Genomic DNA, 12,923 nt, shown 5'->3' with positions numbered 1-12,923 from the left:
CGGACTTTAGGTCGCCTTCATCGCACTGTCCGGTGCCGCTAGGGAACATCCCAGCCCATAGCTACGTCACCGATGACATCGTGCTGTTCAAATTCTTAATATCTCGATGTGATCGTAAGGGGAGTGGAAGATGATAACTTTCTTGACGCATGCCGCCTGCCTGCTGATCGGCGTAGCGATTGGGGTCTTTGCGTGTGCGCTTTGCGTTGCGCGCGCGAGAGGATCAAAGGAGGATGATTAGTCGCATTGTGATTTTTATGATTCGTCCGTCATTGAGGATGTCCGCTGCTTCCCCATTTCAAAACTATCAAGCACGTTGGAGCAGGGTAAAACCAACAAAAATGACGCAAACGCCGGAGTTGGCGTTCGCGTTCAACTGATCGATCGCAATAGGCGGTTTCACTTGACCGGCGCCAGGTAGGGGGCCGACAGGAATCGCTGCGCTCGCGGGATCGCCGCGGTGTAGGCTCGAATGGCGGCGGCAAGCTGTGGACAAATCAGGTTACGGTTGTAATCGTAGATTGAGTAGCCGTCGCCTTCTCCGTTGCTCGGATCGCCGTTACGCACGACATACCAGAACGCCTTCGCCACCGAACCGTTGTTCATCAAAACTTTCAACTGGTTGAATGCTGCGAGTTGCCCGGCGTCCGTGCGGCTCGTACCGTTGTTGGTTTCCGTAATCCATATCGGCTTGGAACCACTGGCAACCAGATTCGAAACGGTCGTGTTGAACGACTGCATCAGCATGTGGTAATCGGCGCTGCTGAAGTACGGGTGAACGTCGACGACATCGATCGTGGTATTCAACGGGCTGGCTGCGCTCTTCGAGTTGTTGCCCATTGCCTTGATGTAGTCGGTCGCCTGGATCAGCTCGTTGCCCGCCGGCGGTTGCCAGCCGTTATTCGGATACGTCGAGTTGTAGAAGTACGAGATCCCCTGAGTGTGCAGAACCGTTTTGTAGCCGGACTGCCTTTTCATGTTCAGAATCTGTTTGGCTTCCGAATAGAGCGTCTTGCTGCGATTCAGAATGTAGCCGGAGATACCGTGCGGATCACCGTAAGATGGGTCCGAGGCGGAGAACGACCAGTTGGTTTCATTGAACAGTTCAATGTCAGCCGTAAACGGCAGCGCGATGTCCATCAGCGAGCCGAAATACTTCGTGAACGCCGCGTCGCAGAAGTCGAGTCGCGCCGACGATGCGCTCGGCGGATTCTGGGTGGCCTGGCATTGGTATGCGCTAGACGGCGCGTACATGCCCACCAGGAAAAGAATCTTCATACCGCGCGTGCGCGCGGCGTTGAGAAGCGCCTTCAGAAAGGTCACCTTATTGGGGTCCAGCGTGCTGCCGTCGGCCAGCGTCATGAAGTCCCACGAAACACCGAGGCGAACCGTACCCACGCCCAAACCGGCAATCAGATCCAGGTCCTTTGAGCATTCGCTCAGTGCCATCTGATCCGCACTCCACAGATTGCAGTTCACGTCCATTGCAAAACGGTCGTTTCCGCTTCCGGTGGGCGGCGGCTGCAGCGCCGCAAGCCGATGAGCATTGGCGGTAGTGATGTCCGTCGTTTTGGCGTGACCGTCCTTCGCGAATGACGACATTGGCCGCCCACACAAAAGTGTCAAGGCGGCGAACAAGATAAGAGTTGATTTCATATCTTAACTATAAGGGCTGACACCCAGAATTTGTCCGAAAACGTGAAAGTTAAGTGTGAAGATGAACATCAATTGTTGAAGCCGACATTGGTCGCACGAATAGTCAAACACGCGCATCAGACATTGCGTCGACGTTTCAAGCACAGCATCAACGAAGTCATCGCGTCGAGGTCCACAATGATCGACCGTGTGCGGGAACGCACATCGGGTCTAGCGTAGAGCCGGGATACTTTTGTGGATCGGAAGCGCAGCGACGAGTGGTCGCGTAGGCTTTGACGCGATAGCCCGGAAAATAGGCTGTTCTTCATCAAATCTTCATTTTTAACCTTCATTGAACGCGCCAATAAGTGTCAACTTAGGTGCGAAAAGAGTCGTATCTCTTTAGACAATTGAAAATCGAAGGCTTTATAAAGCGAGGTTGATCTGTCTGATAAAAAGCATGTGTCTGATGTGATCGCTTTGTCATGATATTTATCAATGGTGAGCAGAGGTAAGAACGATCAGTGGTGAAGTCATCAATTCGAATTCTGCGGATCTGATTGATAAAAGCGCAGTCGGTTGCGCCTGTTGAAGATGATGTGTCGCGAGCGAACTGTACGATGGCGTCTTTATGCGCTATTACTAACATTCGGTCCAGAATTGGGATGTTACGCTGCACGTGAAGTCATCAGTGAATCAATGAAATTAGCCACACTAAACGATTCGCTTCCACACCAAAACCGGTCTTGCAAGCGCAGGGTGCCTACGCCGGCACCTTCCCCACGAGTTCCCGAACTAAGGAGATAGCATGTTCGAATCCAACGCCGCCGCGGATCCGAAACTGGAAGAGGCGTGCCTTGAGGCGAATTCAAAAAAGGTCGCCTCGGATGACTCGAATCCGCCGGGCGAGAACCTCCTGGGTGCAAGGTGGGATGACGCAGTGAAGAGAGCAATGGACGTTTGCGGAGCGTCAGTTCTGCTGATACTGCTCTCCCCGGTTCTACTGATCATTGCGCTGGTCGTCATGAGCGATCACGGAAACGCCGTATATGGTCATCCAAGAATTGGCCGGGGAGGACGTACTTTCAAGTGCCTTAAGTTCCGCTCCATGGTCAAGAACTCCGATGAGGTTCTTGCCAAACTGCTCGCAACAGATCCGCAGGCACGTGCGGAATGGGACCGAGATTTCAAGCTTAAAAACGACATTCGGGTGACGCCGGTTGGCCGCATTCTGCGCAAGACGAGCCTCGATGAGTTGCCGCAACTCTGGAACGTGCTGCGCGGCGATATGAGCCTGGTGGGCCCCCGCCCTATCGTGCAAAAGGAACTGGTGAGATATGGCCGTGATGTTCGTTACTATCTGGCGCTGAAGCCGGGAATGACGGGCCTATGGCAGGTGAGCGGCCGAAACGATGTGGACTATCCGACGCGAGTTTCGCTCGACGTTAGGTACGCAATGAACCGCTCACTGACATTCGATATGTCGATTCTTCTGAAAACCGTCAAAGTGGTGTTCGCAAAAGACGGCGCCTACTGAGCCGGGCTGAGGTTTTCCGCTATAGGAAATCGCATGTCGTCCCGATCGCCGTGACCGATCGGTGAGGTGATCCGCTATTGCTGAGCAATCCACGAGAAAAAGTTATGAGAGTGGTCCACGTAATTGAATCGACTGCCACAGGAACGCTTGCAGTTGTGAGCACGCTTGCAACGCGGCTCGCCAAGGAAGGTCACGAGGTTTATGTGATCTATTCGGAGCGCGAGGAGACGCCGAAAAACTTGCGCGCAATGTTTCACCCTGATGTCGTCCTGCAGCATCTGCAGATGAAAGGACCATCATTGGCGCACATCATGTCTGTGTTGCGCCAGCAGTTGATCCGACTGAACCCGGATATCATCCATATGCATTCGTCGTTCGCGGGCTTCCTGGGACGAATGTCGACCTTGTTTGCATTGCCATCAACGGCGTTTTTGTATAGCCCGCATTGCATCTCGTTTGTACGGCGGGACATTGGCAGGTTGAAGCGATACTGTTTCGCCGCCTTGGAGTGGCTTGCATGTTTGAAGAGTTGCACATATGTCGGCTGCTCTGAGAGCGAATGCACGGCAATCCGCCGCTATCTTCGGCGAGATGCAGTACTGGTCGAGAATGCGATCGATCGGGCGGTCGGTGTCCATAGCGACACTCGTCTGAGAAGCGCTGAAAAAGACGGGTCGACGAAACGACGGCGAATCATTGCGACTGTGGGCGGCATTCGTGTGCAAAAAAATCCGCATCTGTTCGCGGAGATTGCACGATCGTTTGATCGGGACGACACTGAGTTCGTCTGGATCGGCGACGGTGACGCAGATCTTCGGAGGACGCTCGAGGACGCTGGTGTGCGTGTGACCGGTTGGCTTACCCGTGCTGACGTGATCCAGGCTGTCGTGCAAGCGGATATCTATTTGTCGACAGCGTCCTGGGAGGGGATGCCCATCTCCTTGATTGAGGCAATGACGCTCGGCACACCCGTTGTGGCGTCAGATTGTCTTGGCAATATGGATACCATTCGGCACAATTCGACAGGCGTCCTTTATCGGACGGCTGCGCAAGCGACATCGCTGATCCAGAAGATGCTAACCGACGAGAAATTCCGTGAAGGTTTGTCGCGCCGGGCGCAGGAGGAGGCGCGTAACCGATTCAGCGAAGATCGCTTCTTCAACAACGTCCAACTGCTTTATTCGACCCAACTGCGAAGCATTCGCGAGGGCCGTCCGGTGCTGAGCGAGTAAAAAAGCGCCCGTGGGCGCTGATAATCGAAATGATTTGTGCGAGTTTCGCGCGAACCATTTTAATTTTTAGATTCTCGCCAGATAACGTTCCACGCCCGAGGCGGCGATTATATTCGTCCACCGCAAATGCAGCAGTGTAGACGGATCGTTTTTCGGCACCATATCGCCATCGAAATTGGAGATGCTAGAGAATACGTCTGGGCCCGTTATTTTGCATTGAATTCCAAACTTGGCGGCGGCGTTCAGATTCGACGGCGAGTCATTGCAGATGATTCTCTTGCCGAGTGCGGCATACTCCAAAAGCTTGGTCGGCGTCTGCACGTCGTATGGACGCTTGTAAGGGATGGTTGAGATAGCGATCTCGCAATTGCGAACCACCGCGAGGGCATCGCGTTGCGGAAGACGACCGGTGAACAGGATGCCGGGCGATTGAAGATATGCGTCGGATATTTCCTTTTCAACAGGCCCAATCAGAACGAGGGTATCCGACACGCGCTTGGCGCCCAGGAAGTCCCTGATGAAGCCGTCAAAGCCGCGTTCTCGCGTTATCTCGCCCAGATAGCAATACGTGCCCGCCGGAAGCGTCTGGTTGCGGTCAGCATCCGCGGTGAAAATCCAGTCTGGCACGCCCATTGGCAGAAAAATAGTATCCACTCCGTCGCGGAAACCCATCACTGCGCTCATCGAATCGTTTTGAAAGATTCGAAGATTGGGCCGCGGTTGCAACGTTTTCTTGATAGTGTCCTTTAGCGCACTATTGCGTCCGACCGATAGCGAACGATAGTCGTGGATCACATATTTTGCGGGGGGAATCCTGGGGTAGAAGCCCATGATGCACCAGAGAATGTATTCCTCCGGGTTCTTGACTTTTTTGTAATCATCCAGCGTTCCTGACGTTACCTTACAGCCATTTCCAATAAAGTACTTCGTGTAGGCGTCTATCTCCGGATAGTTCGCCTTGCCGGGGTGAAGAATGAATATCTGCATGTCATTGTCACCGTTCAAGTGTGGTCTCTGCGGCGGCCGGCTCTGCGCTACCACGAGACAGGTCGGCGCGCGATCGTTGCAATGTCGTACGCCAATGAATTGGTCAAGCGTTGGCTAGCTTGATATCCTTCGGCAGAAACGCCGCGACGTTGGATTGCTCTATTACCCGGTCCCAAATGAGATCTGCAAAGTCCGTCCGGCGATTTACTGTCGCGCCGCGCGCGGTGTCCTCATCGATTCCATCAAAGATGTTCGCCGTCGTGATCACGCTGTGGATGCCCATCTCTTCACAGCATCTGATATTGGACGGCGAGTCGTTGCAGACGATTTTCTTGCCGAGCGCGGCATACTCGAGCAGCTTGGTCGGCGTTTGATAGCAATGCGGCCGGTGATAGGGGAAATAGCACACCGCAACTTCGGATTCGGCCACGTGCTTCAGCGCCTCACGCTGCGGCAACGGCCCAGTGAAAATGATATTTTTCGCATTCGAGAATCTTTCGTAGATGCGCGGGTCCGGTTTTCCCACGAGGAGGAGGGAGGTGTCGCGCTTCTGGAACTTGTTTATAAACGCTTCCAGCACGCGATCGAAGCCTCGCTCGACGCTCATTTCACCGATATAACAGAAATCAGCCTTTTTTTCTGTCTGGCCATCATCCTGTACCTCGAAGATCCAGTTCGGCACGCCCATAGGCAGGATGACACTGGGGACACCGTGGCCGAAACCCATGATCTCCTGTTGGCGTTTGTTTTGAAAGATCCGCAGATTCGGCTGGCAATTGAGGTACCGCTTGGCGACGTCTTTTATCGCCGGCCAGCCCCCAACGGACAGAGAACGGTAGTCGTGGATGACGAAGTCGGATTCAAACCGATTTGGATAAAAACCCATGATTTCCCACAACACGAAATCCGCCTTGTTTTCGAGCGCACGGTACTCGCTTATTGTTCCAACCACCACATCCACGCCGCGGGATTTGAAATAGTTTTGATAGGCCGTAATTTCCGGATAATTGGCGTTACCGGGAGATGTGATGAAGATTTTACGCATGCCGCCTTCCTTTTTAACCATAGAGATAAGGAACAGTAAGAACGTACGACTAGTGCTCCGGCGGCTTACTTCCGCCTTTAATTGGCAGGTGAGCGAACGTTGACCGCTTGTCTTGCTCGAAGCCGGGACCGCCCGCGATAGCAGTTTTATTCGCAAATAACCTATCGTGGTGATTCGCTGCCTGGCCGAATGCCGCGCGGTGCTCAAATTTCCTACGCCACAGCGCGGTCTGTCTCGTCGTCGCTCGGGCGACATTGCCTCGCCTCGACCCAATTCGGTCCGTGCGCGGTGGTCGGCGGCGCTGCGCTATTTACGCCTGATTCAATACACGGGGTCTGCTGAAGATGCGCTGAGCGAAGCGCCGGACGCGTCCCAGTCGTAGATAGCGCGGTGCCAACGTCAGGCCTGTAAGCTGCGCGGCGAACCACGCTACGGAAGAGTGATCGTCAATGTCGAACGCCTTGAGCCGGAACGGATCGCTTCCTTCGTCGTTCCAGCCGACGTCGGTCGTGCGTGCGCTCTTGTAGCCGGCGGCCTTCAGCAGTTCGACTTCGCGCGGGCCAAAAATGCCATAGGGATACGCGAAATGCTCGCATGGCTTACCGACGATCCGTTCTACCTCCAATTTTGAAAGCGCGAGCTCTTCAAAGCATTCTTCATCTTCACAGAAGGTCAGTGTAGGGTGATAGCGCGTGTGCGACTGGAAGTCGACATAAGGGCGCATCTCTTCTATATGGGCGGCGCTGAGACCACTAATCGTCGCCGATGCGTCAAGCAAGTCCTGATGAAAGCCTCGCGCGTCCAGTTCAGCCAGGCGCTCCCGGTTTTTCATGCGGATGAGCCGCTTCACACCTGCATCCTTCGCGACAGGATGTAGGAACCAGTGAGTACGATCTTGCGCCACGATGCTGCTGCAAATGTAAATGGTCGGGTACACACCGTACTTAATGAATACGGGCAGCAACTTCGCATTGCCAATATGGCCGTCATCAAACGTGACGGCTACGCGCGGGCGACCACTACCACGCGAATTTGCCTGCGACAAGGGCACGAACTCAACCTTGTTTTTCAGGTACTCGAAATGAGCCTCGAGCGTGGCGGGTGATGGATCGTGATAGAGCAGAATCGCGGTGCGATCCCGCCAAAGCAAGGCGCGAATCGCGGCGGGGGTTCCACTGAAAAGGAGCGCGCGTGTGAAAATCTCACGCATCAATTGTTTCATATGCATCCCAAGCTAACGGCATTGAATGGGATTCTGACGTTGCAGCCACGAAAGCGATGTGCGTTAGCGTACAGAGATAATGACGGCCTTCAGGTATTCTGGGATACTCGTTAGTGCGCCGTATGCGCTATTTTTCCAGAGCTGGATCTACTGCGGGGAAACAGGGGTTCAGCGGAGAATTAGGCAGTCTTTATGTTTATACGGTAAGACGATTATTCTGAAGTTGGTGGCGCGCAAAGCGGAGGAACATCGCAAAATTGCGTTGCACACCGAACTGACGCACGCAGCGTCAGCATTCAAAATGTTGCCGTCCCGTGACAGAAACCGAGAATTGGCAACGCCGTATCGCCTGCATCTTGAATCCAGCTTCCATCCTTTTCGTACACCCGCCCTGGGGTTTCGATGAATCAGAACTCTCTCCTTACGAATGCTGCCGTGGTGCGCAATAACGATGTCAGTCTTTCACGTTATTTCGACGTACTGATGGCCAACCGCTGGCTGGTCGGTGGAATCGCCGGCAGCGTGCTCGCCCTGGGCGTGGCGTACGCGTTTATCGCGCCATCGGTGTACCAGGCCGATATTCTCGTGCAGGTGGAAGACAGCATCCCGACCAACAATTCAAAGAGTCCTCTGGGCGACGTCTCGAGCATGTTCGACGTCAAGACAGAGGCGACGGCCGAGATGGAAATCATCCAGTCGAGAATGGTGGTCGGCAAAGCCGTCGACGATCTGCACCTCGATATCAGCGCCAGGCCGAAGCGCTTTCCGTTGATCGGCGAGTGGCTGGGGCGGCAGGCCAAAAGCCTTTCCTCGCCAGGTCTCTTTGGATTTGGCGGATATGCGTGGGGCAATGAATCGGTCAGGGTGTCCAGCTTCAACGTTCCGGAAGCATTCGAAGGCGAGAAGTTCGTGCTGACCGTTCTGGAGGACGGGCGCTACCGGCTGGAGCAGTCGGATCTGAGCGAGCCGATCGAGGGCCGCGTGGGCGCCACGCTCGACACGACACTGCCTGAAGGCGCGATCACGCTGCGGGTCGATGCGCTGAACGCCAGGCCGGGCACGCAATTCATTCTGGAGCGGCAGTCGCGCGAGAAGACGGTGGAAAACCTGCAGAACAGGCTGACCGTGTCGCAGAAGGGCAAGGACAGCGGCATCATCGGCGCGTCGCTGACGGGCTCCGAGCGGATGCTGACGGCCAGCACGCTTGCCGAAATCGGCAAAGCGTATGTCGACCAGAATCTGAAGCGCAAGGCGGCGGAAGCCGAGAAGTCGCTCGAGTTCCTGAGCGCCCAGCTGCCGCAGCTCAAGAGCGACCTGGAGCGCGCCGAGGGGCGCTATAACGACATGCGCAACCGCATGGGCGTGTTCAATCTGAGTGAGCAGGGCAAGGCCTATCTGGATCAGAGCGTGGCCACGCAGCGCAGCCTGCTGGAACTGAAGCAGAAGCGCGCGGAAATGAGCGCGATCTACGCGCCGGGTCACCCGGCGATCCAGGCGCTCGATCAGCAGATCGGCATGCTGGGCAGCAGGATCGGCAGCCTGTCGCAGCAGGAACAGGCGTTGCCGGACCTGGAGCAGAATGCGGTACGCCTGACGCGTGACATGAACGTGAACAACGAGCTTTATGTTGGCATGTTGAACAACATGCAACAGCTGAAGCTGGTTCGCGCGGGCAAGGTGGGGACGGTGCGGCTGATCGATAACCCGGTGGTGCCCAAAGACCCGATCAAGCCGAACAAACTGCTGGTGATTATCTATGCGGCGTTGGGCGGCCTGATTCTGGGTGTGGGTGCAGCGTTCGCGCGTACGGCGCTCTATCGGGGCGTGACCGACGCGCAGGAGATCGAGGAGCAGACGGGCCTGAACGTGTATGCGACCGTGCCGCTGTCGCAGGCGAAAGTCGCGCGCATCGGCAAGGCGCCGAAGCTGCCCGCGGACGAGAAGTTCCTGCTGGCGAGCGAGTTTCCGCGCGATCCGTCGATTGAAAGCCTGCGCCGGCTCAGAACCGCGCTGCATTTTGCAATGCTTGAATCGGAATCGGGCGACAACCGCGTGCTGCTGACGGGGCCGACGGAACAGGTGGGCAAGTCGTTTCTCTCGGCGAATCTGGCGGCGGTCGTCGCGGCAGCCGGCAAGCGGGTGTTGCTGATCGACGCGGATCTGCGCAAAGGCCATCTGGAGCAGTACTTCGGCCTCGACTCGACGCCGGGCCTGGGGGACTATCTGTCGTCGGAGGTGACGTCCGACGCGGTGATCATGCGTGACGTGCGCCCGGGCCTCGACTTCGTTGCGCGCGGCGCGATCCCGGAGAACCCGGCGGAGCTGCTGGTAAGCGAGCGCATGCAGCAGTTCCTCGCGAAGACGAGCGACTACGACATCGTGCTGATCGACACACCGCCCGTGCTGGCCGTATCCGACGCGACCGCGCTCGCGGATAGCTGCGGCACCGTGTTGCTGGTGACGCGCTTCGAGACGACTTCCATCGCGCAGGTGCAGGAGGCGACCAAACAACTCAAGCAGGCGAATGCCCGGGTGAAGGGTGTGATCTTCAACGGGATCGATACGGACGTCTATCGTTACAGTCTGGGCTCGCGAGCCGGCCTCTATCGCAATGCTTACTATCTCGACGCATTGCCGGCCAGCGGAAAGACGCAGAAAGGCTAGCTTTCAGACGACCACCATCGTCGTGTAGAGCGAAGAAAAAATTCACCCGGACTTCGACGTAGATAAATTGTGAATATCAAACATTCGATCGTAAGTGTCGCTGGAGTGGTGCTGAGTCAGGCGCTCAATTTCGTTTCGATTCTATTGATCGGGAAGTTTTGCGGACCGACGGCTCTGGGGTACTTCAGCCAACTCATGGCAGGTGGTCTTTTTATCGGGTCGGTGATCGGCTTGCGTCTGGAGGTCGCATGCATGGCGGCGGACAAGGCGCAAGCCGTGCGCGCAATGACGAGTTCCAGCGCGGTCGCCATCATGATCGGCGTGGCACTGGTGGTGGCCACCGCAGCCGCCGGTCACACGGAATACATACCGGTTATCGGTTTGGCACTTGGCGTGTTCCTGCAACAGGCATTGTGCGGAGCGCTCACCACCGAACGAAAGTACACGCAGATCGCGACGATCCGATTCTTTCCCAATGCCGCGTTCGCCGTCTACTTTGTCGGCATGGTGATGTTTTCCAAAGGCGAGGTGAGCGGCACCACCGTATTCAACATCTATAGCTGGATTTTTCTGGGCTCGTCCGTTGTGCCGGCCGCGATCTGCCTTTATTCGGGCCGCCAGATGATCCCAGTGTCCTTCCTTAAGTTCTCCACGCTTCAGATCCAGTATGCAAAATTCGGTATTCCGACCACTACGCTGAATTCATTCGTGATCTATGCGTCCGCGATCCTGATGCCGATGATCTTCGATCATCGTGACGCCGGCATCTTTGCGCTGGCGTATCGCGTGGGTTACTTCCCTGCATCTCTTTTGTCGCAAAGTCTGGGCGCCGTCTTCCGCCGCGATCTGATCGATTATTTCGACGGCCACAGAAAAGACGGAGTGAATCCGTCGAAGCAGTTCTTTACTATGCTGACGTTGATCAGCATTTCTCTGGTGGCGGCGTGCTATGCAGGCCTTAGCCTCATTATCCACGTGAAGATGGGCGACGAATGGGAACCGTCGATGTCGGTGTACCTGATCTTTATTCCCTATTTCATCACGATGGCGATCTATGGCTCGATGGCTCAGGTATTCATTGTTGCGAACCGGTTGAAGATCGACATGGTGATTCAAATGGTCAACGCCGTATCGATTTTCCTGATCTTTGCGACGGCTCATTTCCTCGGCGTCGGTTTCATCCAATCGCTTGTTCTGCTCAGTGTCTGTGGAACGCTTGTGGCAAGCGTGGGTACTTACCAGGCGCTCAAGATCGGCAAGGGACCGGACGCCTATCTGAATCGACAACCTAGCTTTGAAGCGCCGTGACAGGCGAGTCGCTCAATCGTTCAGGGAAAGAGAATGCGCATTGTAAAACTCCCCGGCATCATCGGCAGGAATGCGAGTCCAGGCGTCTCGGCGGCGGTCTGGTTCATTCTATTCATTGCGCTGTATGCGATCTCCGCGTTTCACGATAGCACCTTGCCGGCGCGGTTTCTTTTTGACGAACTGGTGATCTTCGACCGGATGAAGACCGTCACGGCTTTCAAGGCGTTTGGAGACTCATTCGACAATCTCGCGTGGTTTTTCAACTTTTTCGGCCTCCAGAGTTTCTCTATTTCGTTGGTGGGCTTTCTCGCGTCGACTATCGGCATGTTTTTCGCCATCTGGAGGTCTGGTGTCACTTCGCTGAAGCCGACCGAGTTCTTTCTGGTCGCCTTCTGGCTCGTCAATCAGACTGTCTACATCGGCGTTCCGTCAAAAGAAGTGGTTATTTCGATTCTGGTTCTGTTGTTGCTGTTTTACAACTCATCGCGCGCGATATTGGCTTTGTTTGTAGTCCTGGCGACGCTGGTGGCCGTGTACTTCAGGTCGTACTGGGCTATTACACTGGTCGCGACCGTGTTTCTTTATTTGGCGCCAAACGGCTTCAGAAAGCCGATTTCATTGATCCTTTTCGCACTTGCTATGTTTGTGATTGTGGCGTTCGTGTTCCAGAAGGCCTATGGCGAATCACTGGATTTCGCGAGGCAGAATGCCAATGAGTGGCGGGATCCTGAGGAAGTGGGGTCGATGATCGTGCAGTTCATTCCGGGCAGCAGTATGTTCGTCGGCGTGGCAAACGTGGCCATCACACTGGCGACGTTCGTTTTGCCGGTGCGGTTGATCACGTCGGGTTCTCCGCTGCAAATGCTGGGCGGCATTGGCGTGTTTTTTACCTTTGCGGCCGTGTTCTTGCGATATCGCTCCGCCGCGACACTATTTCCGGTGGGCCGATTCGAGACGCTGTGTTTTTGTTTTCTGGTTAGTTTCCTGTCAACGCAAGCTATCTTCGAGCCGGACTACGGATCATTCCTGCGACATCTTTCGCCGGTGTCGCCGTTGATCATGCTTCTCGTCCTGCGGCTCTCATTGGAAGGACACTTGACTGTATCGGCTGAGAGTGCCGCGCTAGTGAACGACGACATCCATCACCGGTCCGCATTGTCGAGGCATCGCAGCGCCTCCTGATTCGCTATGACGGGCCGCGTACAGCGTGGCCACGGAAGGCCAGCGCGCTCGATTACTAACCTCCGCGGATTCCGGCGGAACGCTCGCCGGACTCGTCGACTTCGATAAGTT

General features: G+C 55.5%; 8 protein-coding genes and 1 pseudogene. 5 read left to right on the top strand and 4 right to left on the bottom strand.

Translation table 11 applies throughout. The annotated features are described in order from the left end of the window. Window positions 1–399: 399 nt before the first annotated feature. The gene (locus QFZ94_RS35020; RefSeq protein ID WP_429462672.1) at window positions 400–1,656 is read right to left on the bottom strand and encodes a glycosyl hydrolase; all 1,257 of its coding nucleotides are present in this window, start codon (window positions 1,654–1,656) and stop codon (window positions 400–402) included. A gap of 919 nt (window positions 1,657–2,575) precedes the next feature. On the opposite strand from QFZ94_RS35020, the pseudogene QFZ94_RS35015 reads away from it, so the two are divergent. Both QFZ94_RS35015 and QFZ94_RS35010 read left to right on the top strand, forming a co-directional pair. After that, a pseudogene (locus QFZ94_RS35015) lies at window positions 2,576–3,172 on the top strand (sugar transferase); the annotation flags it as partial. A 104-nt stretch (window positions 3,173–3,276) separates the two neighbouring features. Next, the gene (locus QFZ94_RS35010) at window positions 3,277–4,404 is read left to right on the top strand and encodes a glycosyltransferase (RefSeq protein WP_429462670.1); all 1,128 of its coding nucleotides are present in this window, start codon (window positions 3,277–3,279) and stop codon (window positions 4,402–4,404) included. A gap of 66 nt (window positions 4,405–4,470) precedes the next feature. Here QFZ94_RS35010 and QFZ94_RS35005 read toward each other — a convergent pair whose 3' ends face one another. The 3 genes from QFZ94_RS35005 to QFZ94_RS34995 all read right to left on the bottom strand — a co-directional run bounded on the left by QFZ94_RS35005 (window position 4,471) and on the right by QFZ94_RS34995 (window position 7,658). After that, on the bottom strand, window positions 4,471–5,391 hold the full coding sequence (locus tag QFZ94_RS35005) for a glycosyltransferase (RefSeq protein ID WP_368587803.1): 921 nt from the start codon (window positions 5,389–5,391) through the stop codon (window positions 4,471–4,473). 103 nt (window positions 5,392–5,494) lie between these two features. Beyond that, window positions 5,495–6,436 (bottom strand): glycosyltransferase, encoded by a 942-nt coding sequence (locus QFZ94_RS35000; RefSeq protein WP_410853109.1) that lies wholly within the window; start codon window positions 6,434–6,436, stop codon window positions 5,495–5,497. A gap of 310 nt (window positions 6,437–6,746) precedes the next feature. Continuing rightward, on the bottom strand, window positions 6,747–7,658 hold the full coding sequence (locus QFZ94_RS34995) for a polysaccharide deacetylase family protein (RefSeq protein WP_429462667.1): 912 nt from the start codon (window positions 7,656–7,658) through the stop codon (window positions 6,747–6,749). Window positions 7,659–8,060: 402 nt separating this feature from the next. On the opposite strand from QFZ94_RS34995, the gene QFZ94_RS34990 reads away from it, so the two are divergent. From QFZ94_RS34990 to QFZ94_RS34980, 3 genes are all read left to right on the top strand, one after another. Then, complete coding sequence (locus tag QFZ94_RS34990; protein ID WP_429462665.1) at window positions 8,061–10,322, top strand: polysaccharide biosynthesis tyrosine autokinase; 2,262 nt, start codon at window positions 8,061–8,063, stop codon at window positions 10,320–10,322. 69 nt (window positions 10,323–10,391) lie between these two features. Further along, complete coding sequence (locus tag QFZ94_RS34985) at window positions 10,392–11,630, top strand: lipopolysaccharide biosynthesis protein (RefSeq protein ID WP_429462663.1); 1,239 nt, start codon at window positions 10,392–10,394, stop codon at window positions 11,628–11,630. A gap of 33 nt (window positions 11,631–11,663) precedes the next feature. Next, entirely contained in the window at window positions 11,664–12,812 is a 1,149-nt protein-coding gene (locus QFZ94_RS34980) for a hypothetical protein (protein WP_368583945.1), read from the top strand. The last annotated feature ends 111 nt before the right edge of the window (window positions 12,813–12,923 follow it).

Source organism: Paraburkholderia sp. JPY465, assembly GCF_050436725.1.
Classification (GTDB): Bacteria; Pseudomonadota; Gammaproteobacteria; order Burkholderiales; family Burkholderiaceae; genus Paraburkholderia; species Paraburkholderia youngii.
The sequence above is the reverse complement of the archived record's forward strand: the minus strand, read 5'-3'. Positions and strand labels throughout refer to the sequence as shown.